The 20263-nt window shown below is 65.5% G+C and carries 19 protein-coding genes; 10 read left to right on the top strand and 9 right to left on the bottom strand.

What is annotated here, in order from left to right:
- Positions 1-166: 166 nt before the first annotated feature.
- From V7E26_RS01650 to V7E26_RS01630, 5 genes are all read right to left on the bottom strand, one after another.
- The gene (locus tag V7E26_RS01650) at positions 167-502 is read right to left on the bottom strand and encodes a GYD domain-containing protein (protein WP_324412765.1); all 336 of its coding nucleotides are present in this window, start codon (positions 500-502) and stop codon (positions 167-169) included.
- Positions 503-819: 317 nt separating this feature from the next.
- On the bottom strand, positions 820-2307 hold the full coding sequence (locus tag V7E26_RS01645) for a L,D-transpeptidase family protein (RefSeq protein ID WP_324412763.1): 1488 nt from the start codon (positions 2305-2307) through the stop codon (positions 820-822).
- Between the two features lie 267 nt (positions 2308-2574).
- Complete coding sequence (locus V7E26_RS01640) at positions 2575-3537, bottom strand: acetyl-CoA carboxylase carboxyltransferase subunit alpha (RefSeq protein WP_324412761.1); 963 nt, start codon at positions 3535-3537, stop codon at positions 2575-2577.
- 334 nt (positions 3538-3871) lie between these two features.
- The gene (xerD, locus tag V7E26_RS01635; protein ID WP_324412759.1) at positions 3872-4834 is read right to left on the bottom strand and encodes a site-specific tyrosine recombinase XerD; all 963 of its coding nucleotides are present in this window, start codon (positions 4832-4834) and stop codon (positions 3872-3874) included.
- A gap of 68 nt (positions 4835-4902) precedes the next feature.
- Positions 4903-5049: a histidine kinase gene (locus V7E26_RS01630; protein ID WP_324412756.1), complete on the bottom strand. Its 147-nt coding sequence runs from the start codon at positions 5047-5049 to the stop codon at positions 4903-4905.
- A 160-nt stretch (positions 5050-5209) separates the two neighbouring features.
- On the opposite strand from V7E26_RS01630, the gene V7E26_RS01625 reads away from it, so the two are divergent.
- The 3 genes from V7E26_RS01625 (at position 5210) to V7E26_RS01615 (ending at position 8415) form a co-directional block, all read left to right on the top strand.
- The gene (locus tag V7E26_RS01625) at positions 5210-5845 is read left to right on the top strand and encodes a shikimate kinase (RefSeq protein ID WP_324412754.1); all 636 of its coding nucleotides are present in this window, start codon (positions 5210-5212) and stop codon (positions 5843-5845) included.
- Positions 5842-6984, top strand: coding sequence for a 3-dehydroquinate synthase (gene aroB, locus V7E26_RS01620; protein ID WP_324412752.1), 1143 nt, complete (start codon positions 5842-5844; stop codon positions 6982-6984). The genes V7E26_RS01625 and aroB overlap by 4 nt, the downstream gene beginning before the upstream one ends.
- Positions 6985-7062: 78 nt before the next feature.
- Complete coding sequence (locus V7E26_RS01615; protein ID WP_324412751.1) at positions 7063-8415, top strand: hemolysin family protein; 1353 nt, start codon at positions 7063-7065, stop codon at positions 8413-8415.
- 22 nt (positions 8416-8437) lie between these two features.
- On the opposite strand, the gene V7E26_RS01610 is transcribed toward V7E26_RS01615, so the two are convergent.
- Both V7E26_RS01610 and V7E26_RS01605 read right to left on the bottom strand, forming a co-directional pair.
- The gene (locus tag V7E26_RS01610; RefSeq protein ID WP_324412749.1) at positions 8438-8881 is read right to left on the bottom strand and encodes a hypothetical protein; all 444 of its coding nucleotides are present in this window, start codon (positions 8879-8881) and stop codon (positions 8438-8440) included.
- Between the two features lie 226 nt (positions 8882-9107).
- The gene (locus V7E26_RS01605; protein WP_324412747.1) at positions 9108-9386 is read right to left on the bottom strand and encodes a BolA family protein; all 279 of its coding nucleotides are present in this window, start codon (positions 9384-9386) and stop codon (positions 9108-9110) included.
- A gap of 110 nt (positions 9387-9496) precedes the next feature.
- Here V7E26_RS01605 and V7E26_RS01600 point away from each other — a divergent pair, with 110 nt between their 5' ends.
- Positions 9497-10144, top strand: coding sequence for a J domain-containing protein (locus V7E26_RS01600; RefSeq protein ID WP_324412746.1), 648 nt, complete (start codon positions 9497-9499; stop codon positions 10142-10144).
- A 108-nt stretch (positions 10145-10252) separates the two neighbouring features.
- Here V7E26_RS01600 and V7E26_RS01595 read toward each other — a convergent pair whose 3' ends face one another.
- Positions 10253-11344 (bottom strand): citrate synthase/methylcitrate synthase, encoded by a 1092-nt coding sequence (locus V7E26_RS01595; protein WP_324412744.1) that lies wholly within the window; start codon positions 11342-11344, stop codon positions 10253-10255.
- A 73-nt stretch (positions 11345-11417) separates the two neighbouring features.
- On the opposite strand from V7E26_RS01595, the gene V7E26_RS01590 reads away from it, so the two are divergent.
- On the top strand, positions 11418-12635 hold the full coding sequence (locus tag V7E26_RS01590; protein WP_324412742.1) for a citrate synthase family protein: 1218 nt from the start codon (positions 11418-11420) through the stop codon (positions 12633-12635).
- Here the strand turns inward: V7E26_RS01590 and V7E26_RS01585 are convergent.
- The gene (locus V7E26_RS01585; protein WP_324412740.1) at positions 12593-13252 is read right to left on the bottom strand and encodes a DedA family protein; all 660 of its coding nucleotides are present in this window, start codon (positions 13250-13252) and stop codon (positions 12593-12595) included. The genes V7E26_RS01590 and V7E26_RS01585 overlap by 43 nt on opposite strands.
- A gap of 304 nt (positions 13253-13556) precedes the next feature.
- Here V7E26_RS01585 and cobS point away from each other — a divergent pair, with 304 nt between their 5' ends.
- From cobS to V7E26_RS01560, 5 genes are all read left to right on the top strand, one after another.
- Positions 13557-14555 carry a cobaltochelatase subunit CobS gene (gene cobS, locus V7E26_RS01580; protein WP_324412738.1) on the top strand — a complete coding sequence of 333 codons (999 nt, stop codon included), beginning with the start codon at positions 13557-13559 and terminating at the stop codon, positions 14553-14555.
- Positions 14556-14710: 155 nt separating this feature from the next.
- A complete protein-coding gene (cobT, locus tag V7E26_RS01575) occupies positions 14711-16615 on the top strand; it encodes a cobaltochelatase subunit CobT (RefSeq protein ID WP_324412736.1) in 1905 nt (634 codons plus the stop codon).
- A 4-nt stretch (positions 16616-16619) separates the two neighbouring features.
- Complete coding sequence (locus V7E26_RS01570) at positions 16620-17693, top strand: esterase-like activity of phytase family protein (protein ID WP_324412734.1); 1074 nt, start codon at positions 16620-16622, stop codon at positions 17691-17693.
- Positions 17694-17814: 121 nt separating this feature from the next.
- Positions 17815-18927: an NADH:flavin oxidoreductase/NADH oxidase gene (locus tag V7E26_RS01565; protein WP_324412732.1), complete on the top strand. Its 1113-nt coding sequence runs from the start codon at positions 17815-17817 to the stop codon at positions 18925-18927.
- Between the two features lie 130 nt (positions 18928-19057).
- Entirely contained in the window at positions 19058-20158 is a 1101-nt protein-coding gene (locus V7E26_RS01560) for an LLM class flavin-dependent oxidoreductase (protein WP_324412730.1), read from the top strand.
- Positions 20159-20263: the final 105 nt, after the last annotated feature.

Below are 20263 nucleotides of genomic sequence, written 5' to 3'. Positions count from 1 at the left end.
ACAAAAAATCTCAAAATTCGCGTTTTCGGGCGCGAATCCGCGAAGTCGGGTTAGGTTTTGATTTTCGGAGAACGAAAATGGTGGCAGGTCATCGCCTGCCACCATTTTTATGCCCGCGCTGGACGGTCTGCAGGCGCGATTGCCCGAGCCGTCACCGCTCGTTCGCTTAGCTGCCGGGCGGGCTGTACGCGCCCTTGAGCTGCGCCGCTTTTTGCCGAACCTGCGTGATTTCGTCCGGCGTCCACAGGCGGGTCAGGGTCACATTGTGGACGGCGCCGCTCGCAATCACGGTGCCTGATATCGCGGGTGCCGCGCTGGGATCGGGCACATCGAAGATCACGATAAAGCCGGGCCCGTTGGTAGCGGTGCTGTACATGGAAACCAGTTTGCCGCCGGCGGCTTCGACAAGCTTCTTGGCCGCTTCGTAACGATTGGTCTTGGGATTTTCCAGGATCGCGTTGAGAGCTTTGGGCGTGTATTGTCCGGTCATACTGAAATGCATGATGTCCTCCTGTTGGGGGCGTATTTGATCGCTGAGGCGCTGGCCTCTCGTCCGGCTCAGATGAAAAGCGAGCCGGCCCAAAACCTGGAGAAAGGATTTTTGCCCCGCCGTGGGCAATGATGCCGCTGATAATCTGGCGGGTCTTCGGCACTCCCCGCGCGCGGCTGCCGTCAGGCTATATCAAGTTCCGGTTGCGCGGAAGAGATCAGGCTGCGTCGGGAATCTTCGACGCGATTGTTCTGCCGGCGAAGCGGCATTCTGGTACGGTAGAACCGTCAAGGCTCGGTGATGTCATCAAAGATGAAGTGCTGCGCGCGCTACTTCGTCGCCCCGAAGCGGCTGTCGAACGAGTTCGACGACACGATCGGCGCGGAGCCGGAGACGTGATTATCCTTCGCAGCCGGTGCCGGCGTAGCGGCGGCGGTATCCGACACGGACGGTTTCAGCGGCGGGCGGCTCGCGGCGTGCTTGACTTCCGGCTTCGGCGCGGCGGCCTTGGGCGCTTCGGGCCGCGATGTCTGCTTGGCCTCGGGTGCCTTCGGCTTTGACGGCGGCGTGCTGGCGGTCGCGTCGGCGGCGCCGCCGAGGCCGACCTTGCGGGCGAGATTGGAGAAGAAGCCGCCGCCTTCGTCCTTATCCGCCGGTGCCGCGTTGGCGACCCGGGTCGGCGTTGCGGCAGGGGCGGGAGCAGGCGTAGCAGCCGGCGCCGCGGCCAGCTTCGGCGCCTCCGGCGGACCCATCAGCAGGTTCTCGGACGGCGCCTTCGGCGGATTGACGTGGGAGGGAATCGTGCCGGGCGCGCGCGCCATCAGCGAGAAGGACCCATCGCCCGCCTCGGAGAGGCCGGTATTGCCCTCGGGCACGCGCGCGGCGAACACCTTGTTCATGCCGCCATCGATGCCGGTATTGATCCGCGCCATCGGCGTGCCCTTGGCAACCAGCCGCGCCGTCTCGGCGAGGTCGGTGGCCTGCTTGTCGCGCACCGCGTCGGCGACTTCCTCGGGGATCACATAGGCCGGGCACTTGGCCGAAGCGTCGAACATCAGGTCGCGCGTGGCGTTCGGCGGCTTGGCGGCATCGAACACGTATTTCTTTTCGCAGAAATCGACCTTCGGCTCCTGCTTCGTCACCTCGAAATGATCATTGCCTTCCTTGATCATTTTCCAGAACGGCATGTTCGGATTGTTGCGATGCTTGGCCATGTTGACCGGCGTCATCTTGAACGGATAGGCCTGCAACTGGAACGACTTCTGGCCGCCGAAGAAAGACTCGCGGCCGAGCGAATAGATCTCCGCGATCTGCTCGTCGGTCATCGCGTAGCAGCCGCGCGAGGAGCAGTCGCCATGCACCATCAATTGCGAGCCGGTGCGGCCGAGCGCCTTGTCGAAGGCGTTGGGATAGCCGGTGTTGAAGGAGAGGTAGTAGGCCGACTGCGGGTTCATCTGCGCCGGCGAGATCGAATAGAAGCCTTCCGGCGCCTGCCGGTCGCCTTCGCGGACCTTGGGACCGAGATCGCCCGACCAGCGGCAGATCGGATAGGTCTTCAGCAAGGCGAAGCGGCCGGTGCGGTCCTGCTTCCAGATCTCGAGTTCGGCTTCCTGCTTGAACAGCCGCACCAGGATCGGCGACTGCAGGTCCATGTTCTTCGCCGTCATGTCGGCGATCAGTTTCGGCGGCACCGGCTGGTTGGCCTTGGCGTTGTTGGCCAGCGAGATTTCGTCGCCGTTGCAGCCGGCCATCAATACGCCCGCGCCCGCGAGGGCAGCCGACGTGAGAAGCGCGCGAACCAGCGAGCGGTTAATCAAGGGCTAAGCTCCACACCCACCGGGCATCTTCGCACCCCAAATCATAGCGAACATACCCTGAAGCCATCAGCTAAAATATTAGCCATTGCCACCCTGCGTCGCAACCCGAACGAAGCCGTTCAGCGTCAACGGCGGCAGGCATGGTCAACAGAGTTTAAAGACCGCGCTAAGGGCCGAATTAGGGCCGCGATTGAGCGATCGGGCGAAATAAAGGCGTTCACGAATCCTTAGTGATTGGACAGCCGCCCCCGGCACTGCGCCGGCAAATCAGCCGAGTTTGCGGCCGATATCGAGGAATTTCTGCCGCCGCTGCTTGCGGACGGCGTCGGCGTCGAGGTTGCGGAAGTCGTTGAACGCTTCCGCGATGGCGTCGCCCGTTGCCGCAATTATGGCGGCGGGGTCGCGGTGGGCGCCGCCCGGAGGCTCGTTGAGGATCCGGTCGATCACGCCAAAGCGAAGCATGTCCTGCGCCGTGATCTTCATGTTGGTGGCGACTTCCTGGGCCTTGGTGCCGTCACGCCACAGGATCGAGGAAGCGGCTTCCGGCGAGATCACGCTGTAGATCGCGTGCTCCAGCATCAGCACGCGGTTCGCCGTCGTAATGGCGATGGCGCCGCCCGACATGCCTTCGCCGGTGATGATCGCGACATTGGGCACGCCGAGCGAGAGACAGGTGTCGGTCGAGCGCGCGATCGCTTCCGCCACGCCGCGCTCCTCGGCACCGATGCCGGGATAGGCGCCGGCCGAATCGACCAGCGACAGCACGGGAATGCCGAAACGGTCCGCCATCTCCATCAGCCGCACCGCCTTGCGGTAGCCTTCGGGGCGGGCCATACCGAAATTGTGCTTGATGCGGCTGTCGGTGGTGGCGCCCTTTTCCTGGCCGATCACGCAGATCGGCTCGCCGCGGAAGCGGCCGAAGCCGCCCATCAGCGCCTCGTCGTCGGCGAACTTGCGGTCGCCGGCGAACGGGGTGAATTCGGTGATCAGCGCGCCGACGAAATCGCTGAAATGCGGCCGCTGCGGGTGACGCGCCACCAGCGTCTTCTGCCAGGGCGTCAGATTGGCATAGAGGTCGGACAGCGCCTGCTGCGCCTTGTCCTCGATCCGCGAGATCTCATCGCCGATGTCGCTGCCGGTCGCTGCCAGCGCGCGCAATTCATCGAGCTTGGCCTCAAGTTCGGCGACGGGTTTTTCGAAGTCGAGATAGCTGCGCATCTGATCCGGCATCAACACAATATAGGTAACAACGCGCTCGCAGGCGAAGCTGTTTTCGGTTCGTTACAGGAAAGCACGCATCTTCAATGATTTAGCGCGCGTCTCGGTCCGACTGACCCGGATTTTCCGAAAGCGCGCCAAGCAAGGCCGCAGCGGGAAACGGCTGTTTCGGGGGAGATGCGCCCGAAGTCAAGGCGGATGAAGCGCGCAGGTGGATATCTCCGTGTCCCGGACGCGGTGCGGCACGAAGTGCCGCCCCGCAGAGCCGGGACCTATTTGCACGTGGATGTGGGCCCCGGCGCAGCAGCGCATCACTACGTGCTGCGCCGCATCCGGGGCACGAGACCTACTTCTCCGCCAGCGGGTGCAGGTCACGCACCAGGCTCTTCAGCCGCTCCTCGACCACATGGGTGTAGATCTGCGTGGTCGAGATGTCGGTATGGCCGAGCAGCGTCTGCACGATGCGCAGGTCGGCGCCGTTATGCAGCAGGTGGCTGGCGAAGGCGTGGCGCAGCACATGCGGCGAGACCAGGCGCGGCGCCAGGCCCGATGCGGTCGCGAGCTCTTTCAAGTCGCGGGCAAAATGCTGCCGCGTCAGATGGCCGCTCTCTCCGAACGAGGGAAACAGCCATTTCGAGGTGGTGACGCTTTTCTTCTTGTCGGGCCGGAGCGCTTCCATCGCGGCGAGATAATCCGCCATCGCCTGCCGCGACGCCTCGTTGAGCGGCACCAGCCGCTCCTTGTTGCCCTTGCCGCGCACCATGATCATCGCGGCGTCGCGCCGTGCGGCCGACAGCGGCAATGCCACCAGTTCGGAGACGCGCAGGCCTGTGGCGTACAGCACTTCGAGCAAGCAGTAGAGCCGCATCGCGCGCAGCCGCTGCTGCGGCGAGGCGTTCGCGGCTTCCGTCAGCTCCTTGGCCCGCGTCAGCATGCGGTCGACATCTGCGATCGACAGCACCTTCGGCAGCCCGCGGCCGCGTTTCGGACCGGACAGGATCGCGGCCGGATCGTCGCCGCGGATACGCTCGTTGAGCAGGAAGCGGAACAGATGCCGCATCGCCGACAGGCGGCGCGCGACGCTGGAGGATTTGAAGCCCCTGGTATCGAGGTCGGCCAGATAGTCGCGCAGCATGTCCGTTTCGGCGCCCGTAAAACTTTGCCCCTGGCGGGCGAGAAAGTCTGTGAGATCCGTGAGGTCGCGCCGGTAGGCGTCGAGCGTGTTGATGCCAGCCCCCTGTTCCGCCGCGAGCATGTCGAGGAACAGGTTGATCAGCTTGTCGTCTTTGGCCGTCTTGCTGGAACGCATTGCCCCCGACACCGCGCGCACGAGATGCCTCTCCCCGAGTTGGACTCTCACCAACCAGACGATAGCGGCTATTTCTTGAGGAACTTGTCTGCGGAGATGGTGACCGTCATTTCCCGGGGCTTCGGGGTGACGAAATTCGCCAGCGCGAAAACGACGCCATAAATCACCCCGGCGATGATGCCGACAACAGTCAGAAAGCGGAACAAACTGGGCATAGGGGGCTCAGGGCGCGAAATTAACCAATTGAATCATCCAACATGTTCCCATCCCCGTGGCAAGAGTCTCTGGCAAGGGGCTCGATGGGGGTAGTATAGCTGTCGCAGCGCGGGGCAAATCCCGCAAAACCCCAGGGCTTTTGATGTCCGAGAGCTTTTGATGTCCGAGACCGCCACACCGGCGCAGCCGAACCCGACCCAGGAGGCCGATATTACGTCGGCGCTGGGAACGCGTTCGATCGTGCTGGTCGGCATGATGGGGGCCGGCAAGTCCACCATCGGCCGGCGGCTGGCGGCGCGGCTCGGCCTGCGATTTTTTGACGCCGACGTCGAGATCGAGGTCGCCCATGCCGGCATGACCATCCCGGAAATCTTTGTCACCCACGGCGAGCCCTATTTCCGGGACGGCGAGGCGCGGGTGATCGCGCGGCTGCTCGATGGCGGACCGGCGGTGATCGCCACCGGCGGCGGCGCCTTCATGCGCGAGGAGACGCGGAACCGGATCCGCGACAAGGCGATCTCGCTCTGGCTCAAGGCCGACATCGACGTGATCATGAAGCGCGTCAGGCGCCGCGCCGACCGGCCGCTGCTCCAGACCGAAGACCCGGTCGCGACCGTCGCCCGCCTGCTCGAAGTGCGCGAGCCGGTCTACCGGACCGCCGACCTGACCGTTGCTTCACGCGACGTGCCGCATGATCGCATCGTCGAAGAAAGTCTCGATGCCCTGCGCGCCCTTCTGTGCGCCAGCAGCCCTTCCAACCAGCCGGCCACCGACGGGATCAGCGTTACGCCATGACCGCGCCCTTGAAACATTCCGCCGACATTACCGTCGACGTTGCGCTCGGCGATCGCGCCTATGACATCGTGATCGGCCGCGGCGCGCTGGAGCAACTCGGATCCCGCGTGGCCGCGCTGCGCCCGGGTGTGCGGACCGCCATCGTCACCGACCGCACCGTGGCGAAGCACTGGCTGGAGCCAGCCGAGCGTTCGCTAGCTGCGGCCTCCATCCCGACCTCGCGCGTCATCGTCGAGGAAGGCGAGATATCGAAGACCTATGCCGGCCTGGAAAAGGTCTCGGAGGCGCTGATCGCGGCCAAGATCGAGCGCAACGATCTGGTGATCGCGCTCGGCGGCGGCGTGGTCGGCGATCTCGCCGGCTTCGCGGCCGCGATCCTGCGCCGCGGCGTCGATTTCGTGCAGGTACCGACCTCGCTGCTGGCGCAGGTCGATTCCTCGGTCGGCGGCAAGACCGGCATCAACTCGCCGCAGGGTAAGAACCTGCTCGGCGCGTTTCATCAGCCGGTGCTGGTGATCGCCGATACCTCCGTGCTCGACACGCTGTCGCAGCGCCAGTTCCGCGCCGGCTACGCCGAAGTGGCGAAATACGGCGTGCTCGGCGACGAGGCCTTCTTCAACTGGCTGGAAGCCAATCATACCGACCTCTTCGCAGGCGGCGCGGCGCGCGAGCATGCGATCGCAACCTCCTGCCGCGCCAAGGCCGCGATCGTCTCCCGCGACGAGCGCGAGAACGGCGAGCGCGCGCTGCTCAATCTCGGCCACACCTTCGGCCATGCGCTGGAAGCCGCGACCGGCTTTTCCGATCGCCTGTTCCACGGCGAGGGCGTCGCCATCGGCATGGTGCTGGCGGCGGAGTTCTCCGCCAGGCTCGGCATGATCTCCGCGGACGACGCCGCGCGCGTCGAGCGCCACCTCGCTTCGGTCGGGCTACCGACCCATCTGCGGGACATCGCGGGCTTCGCCCAGGAAGGCCTGGCCGATGCCGACGCGCTGATGGCGCTGATGGCCCAGGACAAGAAGGTCAAGCGCGGCAGGCTGACCTTCATCCTGCTGCAGGCCATCGGCCGCGCGGTGGTCGCCAATGACGTCGAGCCGGCGCTGGTGCGCGACTTCCTGCAACAGAAGCTGATGGGATGAGAGCGGGATTGTCCAGACGGAACCCGGCGCGGCGTCGCGCGGGGCCAAGTCCGTTATGAGGTCCGTTATGAGGAATGCATGAGCTCGACCGCGTTCAACCTGCTGCTCGCGATCCTGTTGCTCGCCGCCAACGCGTTCTATGTGGCCGCCGAGTTTGCGCTGGTGAAGAGCCGCGGCTTTCGCATCAAGGCGATGGTCGAGCAGGATCGCTTCGCCGCGCGCCTGCTGCAGGACATGATGGGCAATATCGAAGCCTATCTCGCCTGCTGCCAGCTCGGCATCACCATGGCCTCGCTCGGCCTCGGCTGGGTCGGCGAACCCACGGTGTCGGCATTGCTCGAGCCGGTGCTGATTCCGCTCGGCATGTCGGAGCGCACCCTGCACTTCGTGTCGTTCGTGGCCGGCTTTCTGGTGTTCTCCTCGCTTCATATCGTGATCGGCGAGCAGGTGCCGAAGACATTCGCGATCCGCCAGCCGACCCCCGTCTCGCAGTGGATCGCCTATCCGCTCTATCTGTCCTATCTGGTGTTCTATCCCCTGAACTGGCTGCTCAACAGCGCTTCCCGCGGCATCCTGCGCATGTTCGGCGTCAAGGAATCCTCGCAGCATGAAATCCTCACCGATTCCGAGATCGAGGGGCTGGTGGAGGAATCCGCCGTACACGGCGCGATCGAAAGCGGTGAGGCCGAGTACATCCACAATGTTTTCCGCTTCGGCGACCTCGCCGTGTCAGACGTCATGGTCCACCGCACCGCGATGGTGATGATCAATGCCGACCTGCCGCCGGACGAACTGGTGCGCGAGGTGCTGTCGACCGAGTACACCCGCATTCCGCTGTGGCGCGACAAGCCGGAGAACATCATCGGCGTGCTGCACGCCAAGGACCTGCTGCGCGCGATCCGCGCCAGCGACGGCGACACCTCCAACATCAATGTTTCGGCGATCATGCTGCCGCCCTGGTTCGTGCCGGAGATGCGGCCGCTGTCCGAACAGCTCAAGGCGTTCCGCCGCCGCAAGACCCACTTCGCGCTCGTCGTCGACGAGTATGGCGAGGTCGAAGGCATGGTGACGCTGGAGGACGTGCTGGAAGAGATCGTCGGCGACATTTCCGACGAGCACGACGTCGTGGTCGCCGGCGTCCGCGTCCAGGCCGACGGCTCGGTGGTGGTCGACGGCTCGGTGCCGATCCGCGATCTCAACCGCGCCATGAACTGGCATTTGCCGGACGAGGAAGCGACCACCGTCGCCGGCCTCGTGATTCACGAGGCGCGCTCGATCCCCGAGCGCGGCCAGAACTTCACCTTCCATGGCTGCCGCTTCCGCGTGCTGCGTCGGGAGCGCAACCGCATCACCGCGCTCAAGATCACGCCGCTGCCGCGCGAAGCCCAGGGGGAGGATCCGAAGCCGAAGCGGGCGGGGACGGCGTTCTGAACCTGCGCGCTGTCGCCATCTTCTATTCGATGTCGATGCTGACGCCGGCGAGCTTCCACTGGCCGTCGGAGGGAATGAAGCCGAGCTGGTACTTCACCTTCTTCGGCGTGGTGTCGAAGCGGCCCTTGAGGCGCAGGACGCCCTTCTCGTCGATTTTGGCGTCTTCCTCGGGAATGACCGGGCTTGCGACGATCGCGTCGAACACGGCGTGCTTCTCGACCAGGTCCTTGAACACGGTGCGCAGCTTCTCCGGCGGAAACTGATCGCGGAATGGTTTTGAGATCTTGGCATGGAGGACGGTGAAATTATCCGAGGCGACCGCGTCGTTGAGCGTCACCAGAATGCTCTTGATCAATATTTCCTGGACGAAGGGGCTCGGCATGTCGAGCCCTTGCGCCCTGACCGGGGACGCCGCGATCACCAGCGCGACGGCAGCGGCCCATTGCAAGCGTGCCCAATATCGCATCGGACGACCCCATCGACCTGCGGCGGCATCGGGGGCAGGGCAACCGCGCGTCGAACGGAACCTGATCCAGCGCCTGATTGATTGTCTCACAGTTGCGAGAATCGTTCGACCATCTCGGCCGATCTTCACAGGAAGCTGGCGCACGGCCTGACGCCAGATATTCGATTACGAGCTTCTGCGACATCGTCATCGGATGCTCATATTCTTGCGGCAGGGTTCGAGGAAACTACCGGCCGGCGTTTTCTCCCGGCGCGTGGGCCTTGATGGCGAGCGCGTGCACGGAGCCCTCGAGTTCCGATGCGAGCGTCGCATTTACCATGCGGTGACGTTCGACCCGGCTCTTCCCTTCGAAGGCGCCAGATACGATATAGACCCTGAAATGCGTTTCGCCGCCCGGCCTGTGGCCGGCATGGCCTTCATGCAGATGTGATTCGTCGGCGACGTCGAGGCTTTCCGGCAGGAAAGCTTCACTCAACTTGTTTATGATAGTGTCCCTGGTGCTCATGATGGAGGCAGATAATTCCGTGTCTGCTTTTCGTCAATGATGCATCCGAACCGGAGGTATTCGCAATGTCAAGACTTGAAGCCTTGGCCATTGCGTAGTCAAAGTCAGCTATGCCGATCGACTCATCCAAATTCTTCGATTCCATTCGCATCAAGCCCAACAAGGTCAGCGCGAAGGCGCAGGCGCGTGCGAAGGAAGAAGCCGCCATGTGCGAGTGGGCGGGCTGCCAGAACAAGGGACCGCACCGCGCCCCCAAGGGGCGGGAGAATTCCCGCGAGTACTGGCACTTCTGCCTCAACCATGTCCGCGAATACAACCAGTCCTACAATTTCTTCCAGGGCATGAATGCCGACGCCGTCGCGCGCTACCAGAAGGATGCGCTGACCGGCCATCGTCCGACCTGGAAGATGGGCGCCAACACCGCCGGCAAGAAGGGCAAGCAGCCGAGCGCCGAGGATTTCGACGGCGCCGCCGATCCGTTCAGCATGTTCTCCGAGCTCAACGGCCGTGGCCGCTGGCGGCCCGGTCCGGGCGCGCAGGCCAAGGCCGAAACGCGCAAGGTGATGAATGCCGAGCGCAAGGCGCTGCAGGTGATGGGGCTCTCCGCCGAAGCAACGCTGGATGACGTCAAGGCGAAGTACAAGGCACTGGTCAAGCAGCACCACCCCGACGCCAATGGCGGCGACCGCTCCACCGAGGATCGCCTGATCGAGATCATCAAGGCGTATAATTACCTGAAGACGGTGGTTCGCGCGTAGCTTCGAGCGTTCGTAGCCCGGATGGAGCGCAGCGCAATCCGGGACTCCTTCGTCCCTTGATCCACTGGCCCCGGATTTCGCTACACTCCATCCGGGCTACGATTTTTCTCACTGCGGCATTGGCCCGATATAGGCCGAACTCGGCCGGATCAGCCGGCCGCCGCGCTGCTGCTCGCGGGCATGCGCGGTCCAGCCGGCGGCGCGCGCCACCGCGAAGATCGGCGTGAACGCCTGGCGCGGGATTTTCAGCGCGTCGAGCAGGATCGCGGTGAAGAATTCCACGTTGGTGTCGAGCGGGCGGTCCGGGTTCTTCCTGCGCAGGGCGTCGCGGATATAGGCCTCGACCTCGCCGGCAAACGGCAGGTCGGCGCCGTCACCCGCCAGCCGCTCGATCGCAGCCTTGAGCACATCGGCGCGCGGGTCGCGGACGCGATAGACCCGGTGGCCGAAACCCATCAGCCGCTCGCCGCGCGCCAGCGCGCTGTCGACCCACGGCTTGATCCGCTCGCTCGAGCCGATCGCATCGAGCATTTCCAGCACCGGCTCCGGGGCGCCGCCATGCAGCGGTCCGGTCAGCGCGCAATAGCCGGCGGTGACGGCGGCGAACAGGTCGGCCTGCGTCGAAGCCACCACGCGTGTCGCAAACGTCGACGCGTTCATCCCGTGGTCGCACACGGTGACGAAATAGGCGTCGAGCGCCGCGGCTTCGCGCGCGTTGGGCTTATGCCCGCGCAGCATCGACAAGGTGTCGGCGGCGTGGCTTGCGGTCGGATCGGGCGCGACCGGCTCGTTGCCTTTCGCCCGCTGCACCAAAGCGCCGGCGATCACCGGAAACGCGCCGACGATTGTCGCTTCATGCGCCAGCCCTGCCTCGGCGCGCAGGCCGGCGACGCCTGCGCGAAAGCCGTCGACGATCGACAGGCCGCGCGTGATGCCGAGCAGGTCGGGCAGGCGGGCGAAGGCGCGTTCGCGCCCGGCACCGAGTGCGGCGCGCACCGCGGCTTCGCCGATCGGCTGGCCGGTGCCGCCGCTCCAGAGGCGGGCGGTCACGCCCTCGAATCCGGTCTTGCGGGCGAGGTCGTCGACCCGCTCCCCGGCAATGATCAGTTCGCCGCGCTCGCCGTCGACATGGCTGAGCACGGTTTCGGCGGCCGGAACCCCGTCGAGGCCGATCGGGGTCTTGGAAATCTGCATGTTCATGGAGGCTCTCCTTTGCTGACGGCAAAGGTCTGATCTCTCGACAGATTGATCAATCTTGATTATATAAATCAATATGAAAAAATCCGCCGGGCTTTATCTGTCGGCCCGCGAGGCCTCCGCCGAACTCGCGATCTCGCAGGCGACCCTCTACGCCTATGTCAGCCGCGGCCTGATCCGCTCGGAGCCCTCGGAGGATTCCCGCAGCCATCGCTACCGCGCCGAGGACGTCCGCACCCTGAAGGAGCGGCGTACGCCCTCGCCGGAGCCGCGCGGCCTGCGCAGCTTCGATGCGGATCTGCCGGTGCTGGACTCGGCGATCGGGACCATCACCGAGGACGGCGCGATCTATCGCGGCGTCAACTGCATCGATCTTGCCGAGCGCGACACGCTCGAACATGCCGCGACGCTGCTGTGGGACGTGACCGGCGTCGACCCCTTCGATCAGGACAATTGCCCGATCATCTCGGACGAGATGCGCGCCGTTGCCGAGGCCGCGCGCAAGGCCAATGCGATCGACCGCGCCATTGCGGTGCTGGCGCTTGCGGCGGCGGCCGATCCGCGCGCCTTCACCCGGGCGCCTGATGGCCGCGCGATGGTCGGCGGCCGCATCGTGCGGCTGGTGGTCGCGACCATGCTGAACGCGAAATCATCGGCAAAGCCGCTTCATGTCCAGATCGCCCGCGTCTGGGCGCCCGATAACAAATATGCGCCGGATCTGATCCGCCGCGCGCTGGTGCTGCTGGCGGATCACGAACTGAACGCCTCGACCTTCACCGTGCGCTGCGCGGCCTCCACCGGCCTCAATCTCTATGACGCGGTGATCGCGGGCCTCGTCGCGCTGAAGGGACCCAAGCATGGCGGCGCCGGCGTGCTGGCGGCGCAGCTATTGAAGACGCTCGCCAATGGCGAGGTCGCGCCTGTGATCCGCGAGCGCGTCGCGCTCGGCGAACGCTTCGCGGGCTTTGGCCACGGCGTCTACAAGCACGGCGATCCCCGCGCGCGGGCGCTGCTGGCAGCGCTGGCAGGCTCCGGCGCCGATCGCAAATTCACCCATGAAATTCCGGAGCGGATCGCGGAAGCGACCGGCGAGTTCGTCAATATCGACTATGCGCTCGCGGTGCTGGTGCATACGCTCGGCCTGCCGCCCGGCCACGAACTGGTGCTGTTCTCGATGGCGCGCACGGTGGGCTGGATCGCGCATGCCTGCGAGCAGTTGCAGCATGGCCGGCTGATCCGGCCCCGCGCCCGCTATGTCGGGCCTGCACCGGGGCGGAGCCCGGTTCGCGCTTGACGGCGGCGCAGCGTCCAGACGCCGAGCGCAATGATCGACGCCGCGACCACGCCCAGAATCCAGATGTGCTTGCCGACGTGCTGGTGATGCGGCAGGCCGGCATAATGATGCAGCGCCGAGATTGCGAACACGCCCGGCAGCACATGCGCCATCGCCCATGCAATGACGGCGGCCAGATTGACGCCGTAGAAGCGGACCGGCGGCATGCCGAGGGCGCCGGCCGTAACCGGCACGAAGGCGCGGATCGGCGGCACGAAGCGCGCGAACAACACGGCAAGCATTCCCCAGCGCTGGAAGAACGCCTCGCTCTGCGCCATCACGGCCGGATATTTCGACATCGGCCAGGCGCTCAGGATTTCGCGTTGCGAGCGGTGCCCGGCCCAGAACGCCGAGCCGTCGCCGAGCAGGGCGCCCGCAATCGCCGCCGCCAGCACACCCGGTAGCTGCAACTCGCCGCCGGGCACCAGCGCACTCAGGGCCAGGATGATGGTCGAGCCCGGCACCAGCGCGCCCACGACCGGGATGGCCTCCAGGAGAGCGGCGAGAAACAGCGCCAGGTACGCCAGCCATGGATGGGCCGAAACGAATCCGATCAGGGGATCGAGGAATGAAGTCACTGTTGTTCCGTCCGCGAGGTGGGGCGCCCGAACCCACAGCTATCAATCCCCGGCGGGGGCGGAAAGGGCGAGGCGGACGTTGCTTTACGCCCGGCCGGCGGCCAAACCGGCAAAAGTGCGGCGTGATTCGCAGGGCAGCCCTCCAAAAAGCTGATACGCAACCTATCTCAATGATAAGGCAACGGAACTTTGATTGCGCCGCGGGCTTCTGCCGGCCGTTGCTCTCTGCTAGGTTGGCGACAGCCCCCATCCGCAGCCATACAGCAAATCTGGTTTTGGGAATGCCCGGGACCTCGGAGGATTGATGACGACCGCCGCCATGAGCAAAGTAACGGAGCCGGCCGGAATGCCCGACATGAAGGTGTCGGTCCGGCAGGTTTTCGGTATCGACAGCGACCTCGAAGTGCCGGCCTATTCCGAAGTCGACCCGCACGTCCCGGAAGTCGATTCGGACTACCGCTTCGACCGCGCCACCACCCTGGCGATCCTCGCCGGCTTCGCCAAGAACCGCCGCGTCATGGTCACCGGCTATCACGGCACCGGCAAATCGACCCATATCGAGCAGGTTGCCGCGCGGCTGAACTGGCCCTGCGTGCGCGTCAACCTCGACAGCCACATCAGCCGTATCGATCTGGTCGGCAAGGACTCGATCGTGGTCAGGGACGGCAAGCAGGTCACCGAATTCCGCGACGGCATTCTGCCCTGGGCGCTGCAGCACAATATCGCGCTGGTGTTTGACGAGTATGACGCCGGCCGCCCGGACGTGATGTTCGTGATTCAGCGCGTGCTGGAAGTCTCCGGCCGCCTGACGCTGCTCGACCAGAACAAGGTGATCAAGCCGCACCCGGCGTTCCGCCTGTTCTCGACCGCCAACACGGTCGGCCTCGGCGACACTTCGGGCCTCTATCACGGCACCCAGCAGATCAACCAGGGCCAGATGGACCGCTGGTCGATCGTCACCACGCTGAACTATCTGGCGCATGACGAGGAAGTCGAGATCGTGCTTTCCAAGGCGCATCACTATCGCACGCAGGAAGGCCGCGACATCGTCAACAAGATGGTGCGGCTCGCGGACCTCACCCGTAACGCCTTCGCCAATGGCGATCTCTCGACGGTGATGAGCCCGCGCACGGTGATCACCTGGGCCGAGAACTCCGAAATCTTCGGCGACATCGGCTTTGCGTTCCGCGTCACCTTCCTCAACAAGTGCGACGAGCTGGAGCGGCCGCTGGTGGCCGAGTTCTACCAGCGCTGCTTCAATCAGGAACTCCCCGAGTCCGCTGTGAACGTGGCTCTCTCGTAGTCGTCGTCCCCGCCTGGTGCGCAATTGCGCACGGGGCGCGGGGACCCATACGCCGCGGCGTTTCGGTAGGGTGATGGTGCTAGAGATCGGCAGAATAATAATCGCCGGTGGTTATGGGTCCCTGCGTTCGCAGGGACGACGGCGGTGAGGTGGGAATGACGACGTCCAATTCCAAATTCCGTACCGGATCCAAGGAAGCGCCGACCGAACCGTTCAAGCGCGCGGTGACCTCCTGCCTGCGCGCGATCGCGAAGGCGCCCGAACTCGACGTGACTTTCGCCGCCGAGCGGCCGGGCCTGGCGCCGGGCAAGGCGCGGCTGCCGGAGCCGGCCCGCAAGATGACCAGGCGGGATGCGGCGATCGTGCGCGGCCACGCCGATTCGATCGCGCTCAAGCTCGCCTGTCACGATCCCAAGGTGCATCGCAAGCTGATGCCGGGAAATCCGCAGGCGCGCGGCGTGTTCGAGGCGGTCGAGCAGGCCCGCGTCGAAGCCATCGGCTCGCGCCGGATGTCGGGTGTTGCGAAGAATCTCACCGCGATGCTCGACGACCATTTCCATCGCGGCAAGTATGACGAAATCACCGACCGTGCCGACGCGCCGCTGTCGGATGCGCTGGCGATGCTGGTGCGTGAACGGCTGACCGGGCTCGCGCCGCCGACGGCGGCCAAGAAGATGGTCGATCTCTGGCGTCCCGTGCTGGAGGACAAGATCGGCACCCGGCTCGACCAGCTCAGCCGGGTCACCGAGGACCAGGCGAAATTTGGCGACCTCGTGCACGATCTGCTGTCGGCGCTCGATCTCGGCGAAGACCGCGATGCCGACGCCGATGACGACGAGAACGAGGAGAACCAGGACGGCGAGAACGATCAGTCCGGCGCCGAGGGCTCGCCCGATTCCGACGCCGCGCAGGAGATGAGCGCCGACCAGGCGCAGGCCTCCACCGACGAAATGTCCGAGAGTGCGATGGAGAGCGCGCAGGCCTCGACATCGGATACGTTCGACGACGGCGAACTCGGCGACGACGAGACGCCGGGCGAGGCGACGCGGCCGAATACCCGCGGCGCCAACGAGCCGCGCGGGCCGGAATATCACGCCTTCGCGCCGAAATTCGACGAGGTCATCGCCGCCGAGGATCTTTGCGACCATGACGAGCTGGAGCGGCTGCGTTCCTATCTCGACAAGCAACTCGCGCATCTGCAGGGCATCGTGGCGCGGCTCGCCAACCGCCTGCAGCGCCGCCTGATGGCGCAGCAGAACCGCGCCTGGGAGTTCGATCTCGAGGAAGGCATCCTCGATCCCGCGCGGCTGTCGCGCGTGGTGACCGATCCCTATCATCCGCTGTCCTTCATGCATGAGAAGGAAGCGACCTTCCGCGATACCGTGGTGACGCTGCTGCTCGACAATTCCGGTTCGATGCGCGGCCGGCCGATCACGGTGGCGGCGACCTGCGCCGACATTCTCGCGCGCACGCTGGAGCGCTGCGGCGTCAAGGTCGAGATTCTGGGCTTCACGACCCGCGCCTGGAAGGGTGGGCAGTCGCGCGAAGCGTGGCTTGCGGCAGGCAAGCCGGCCAATCCCGGACGCCTCAACGATCTCCGCCACATCATCTACAAGTCGGCCGACGCGCCGTGGCGGCGCGCGCGAAAGAACCTCGGCCTGATGATGCGCGAGGGTCTGCTGAAGGAGAACATCGACGGCGAGGCGCTGGACTGGGCGCACAAGCGCCTGCTCGGCCGTTCCGAGCAGCGCAAGATCCTGATGATGATTTCGGACGGCGCGCCGGTCGACGATTCCACGCTGTCGGTCAATCCCGGCAACTACCTCGAACGGCACCTGCGCCACATCATCGAGGAGATCGAGACCCGTTCGCCGGTCGAGCTGATCGCGATCGGCATCGGTCACGACGTCACGCGCTACTATCGCCGCGCGGTCACCATCGTCGATGCCGAGGAGCTCGGCGGCGCCATCACCGAAAAGCTCGCCGAATTGTTCAGCGAGACCCACGGCGCCGCGCCCGCGCCGACCGGCCACCGCCGGCCGCGCCGGTTGCACTCGTGAGAGCATGTCGCCGCGCATAGGCCGCCGCCGCGTTCTGGCTTACGCCGCGGCAGGGCTATCGGTTTCGGCCATGCCGGGGCGCGCGCTGGCGCAGACGGCCGTGCAGCGGCCGACCAAGCCGGCCGTTCCCGACGACTTCTCGGTCACCACGCCTGTTTCGATCGAGGTCAACGCCCGGCCGTTGCCCTCGTTCGACACCCGTGACCGGTCGCGCGTGCGCTTTGGCGACCTCGAATACCGCAGCGGACTGATCCTGACCTCACGGTTTCGCGGCTTCGGCGGCCTGTCCGGCCTGCGGCTCGACGCCAGGGGCGAGCGCTTCATCGCGATCAGCGACAAGGCCGGCTGGTTCACCGGGCGCATCCTCTACAAGGGCCGCGAGATGATCGGGCTCGATGACGTCGAGGCATCGCCGATGCTTGGGCCTGACGGCAGGCCGATCGCCTCCCGCGGCTGGTTCGATACCGAGGCTCTCGCGCTCGACGGGACGCTGGTCTATGTCGGCATCGAGCGCGTCAATCAGTTGCTGCGCTTCGATTTCACCACAAGCTTTACGCGTGCTCGCGGCGAAGTGATCGCGCTGCCGCCGGCCGCGCGCAAGCTGCCGTTTAACAGGGGCATCGAGGCGCTGGTGATGGTGCCGAAGGGCAACCAGCCTCTGGCCGGAACGCTGATCGCGATCTCCGAACGCGGCCTCGACGCACAGGGCAATATTCTCGGCTTCCTGATCGGCGGCAAATCGCCCGGGCAATTTTCGATCCGCCGCACCGAGGATTTCGACATCAGCGACGCCGTGCTGCTGCCGTCCGGCAGCCTGCTGGTTCTGGAACGCAAGTTCTCCTGGATCGGCGGGGTCGGCATCCGCATCCGCCGCATCGCGCTTTCCTCCATCGCCCCGGGTGCGCTGGTCGACGGCCCCGCGGTCTTCAACGCCGACCTCGGCGACGAGATCGACAACATGGAAGGCATCGACGCCCATGTCACGCCGGAGGGCGACACGGTGCTGACATTGATCTCCGACGACAATTTTTCGCTGATCCAGCGCAACCTGCTGCTGCAGTTCACGCTGGTCGAGTGAGCTGTGGCGGCGCTGGACCTTGCGAAAAATCGCCCGGCAGGGTTGATCAGGACGCGGTTGAGCGGCAGACGCCGGCTCGCTAGCATCGCGGCCCGCTTCCTCCCCTTCCGGATCCCCCGTCATGAGCGCTCTGTTTACCCCGATCAAGCTGCGCGGCCTCACGCTTGCCAACCGCATCATGGTGGCGCCGATGTGCCAGTACTCCGCCGTCAGTGGCGAGGCCACTGACTGGCACTTCACCCACATCAATTCGCTGGCGCTGTCGGGCGCTTCCGTGTTCTGCATCGAGGCGACCGCGGTCGAGGCCACGGGCCGCATCATGCCGGGCTGCCTCGGTCTTTACAACGATGCGACCGAAGCCGCGCTGAAGCCGATCCTGGCTTCGGTACGCAAGCGGTCGAAGGCCGCGGTGATGATGCAACTCGCCCATGCCGGCCGCAAGGCGTCGAGCCACACGCCCTGGGACGGCGGGCAACTGATCCCGGTCGCCGAAGGCGGCTGGCGGCCGGAGGGACCGTCGGCGATCCCGCACAAGGAAGGCGAGACGCCGCCGATCGCGTTCGATGCCGCGGGCCTCGCCCGCGTGCGCGACGCCTTCGTGGCCGCGACCAAGCGCACCGAACGGCTCGGCATCGACGCCATCGAGGTGCATTCGGCGCACGGCTATCTGCTGCACCAGTTCCTGTCGCCGATATCCAACCGGCGCACCGACCAGTATGGCGGCAGCTTGCAGAATCGCATGCGCTTTCCGCTCGAGGTGTTCGACGCGGTGCGCGCGGCGTTTCCGCACGACAAGCCGGTCGGCGTTCGCGTCTCCTCGACCGACTGGGTCGAGGGCGGCTGGGATATTGAGCAGACGATTCAATTTGCGCAGGAGCTGAAAAAGCGCGGCGTCGACTGGATCGACGCGTCCTCGGGCGGGGTGTCGCCGCTGCAGAAGATTCCACTCGGCCCCGGCTACCAGGTACCGTTCGCGCAGGCGATCCGTGAGGCGACCGGGCTGACCACGATCGCGGTCGGCCTGATCACCGAGCCGAAGCAGGCCGAGGAGATCATCGCGTCCGGCAAGGCCGACATGGTCGCGCTCGCCCGCGCCATGCTCTACGACCCGCGCTGGGGCTGGCACGCCGCGGCCGAACTCGGCGGCGAAGTCTCCGCCCCGCCGCAATACTGGCGCTCGCAGCCCTCGACGCAAAAGGCACTGTTCGGCGCGACCACGTTCGGGACGCGGTAGCGGCGTCACTCTGTCGCGCGAACCTCTGCCCAGCCGTTTCGTCATAACTCGGCCGCACGCGAGGCGTGCTATGCTGTCGCTGGCGCGCGACAGACGCGCTTTTAATTAACAACATACAGCGAGGACGCCCATGGAGATCGGATATTTCACGATGCCGTCCCATCCGCCGGAGTGCGGGTTGAAGGAGGGCCACGACTGGGACCTGCAGACGCTGCGCTGGCTCGACGAGCTCGGCTACCAGGAAGCCTGGATCGGCGAGCACCACACCGCGCCCTGGGAACCGCATCCTTCGCCCGACCTCATTCTCGCGCAGGCGTTCCTGCAGACCAAAAACATCCGCCTCGGGCCCGGCGGCTTCCTGCTGCCCTATCACCATCCGGCGGAACTCGCCAACCGCGTCGCGATGCTCGACCATCTCTCCGGCGGCCGGCTCAACTTCGGCGTCGCGGCCTCGGGCCTGCCGAGTGACTGGGCGATGTTCAACGTCGACGGCATGTCCGGCCAGAACCGCGACATGACGCGCGAGGCGCTGGAGATCATCCTGAAAATGTGGACCGAGGACGCGCCCTGGACCCACAAGGGCAAGTACTGGACCGTGAGCAAGCCGGACGTGATGTTCGACTTCCTTAAACCCCACATCAAGCCGCTGCAGGCGCCGCATCCGCCGATCGGCGTCGCCGGCCTCTCCAAGGGCTCGGACACGCTCAAGCTCGCGGGCGAGCGCGGCTACATCCCGATGAGCCTCAACCTCAACCCGGCCTATGTCGGCAGCCACTGGGAATCGGTCGAGATTGGAGCTGCGAAAACCGGGCGCAAGCCGAAGCGCAGCGACTGGCGCATGGTGCGCGAAGTGTTCGTCGCCGATACCGACGAGGAAGCGTGGCGGTTGTCGGTCGGCGACATGATGGGCCGGATGATGACCGAATACTTCCTGCCGCTGCTCGGCCATTTCGGCTTCAAGGACTACCTCAAGGCCTCGCCCGACGTGCCGGACTCCGACGTGACAGCGGAGTACTGTGCGCGCAACAACTGGATCGTGGGGTCGCCTGCGACGGTCACCGAGAAGATCGAAAAAATCTATCACGAGGTCGGCGGCTTCGGGACGCTGCTGGTGTTCGGCTTCGACTACAAGCACAAGCCGGAAGCCTGGCACAATTCGCTGCGCCTGCTGAAGCAGGAGGTGATGCCGCGCCTCAAGCACCTCGACGCCGGTTTGACCAAGGCGGCGTGAGGCCGTTTTTCCTTCTCCCCTTGTGGGAGAAGGTGGCGCGAAGCGCCGGATGAGGGGTCTGTCTCCGCGGAAGGAACCCCTCATCCGCCTACGCTTCGCTCCGGC

This window comes from Bradyrhizobium sp. (genome assembly GCF_036735945.1).
Lineage (GTDB): Bacteria > Pseudomonadota > Alphaproteobacteria > Rhizobiales > Xanthobacteraceae > Bradyrhizobium.
This window is presented reverse-complemented; position numbering and strand designations above follow the sequence as displayed.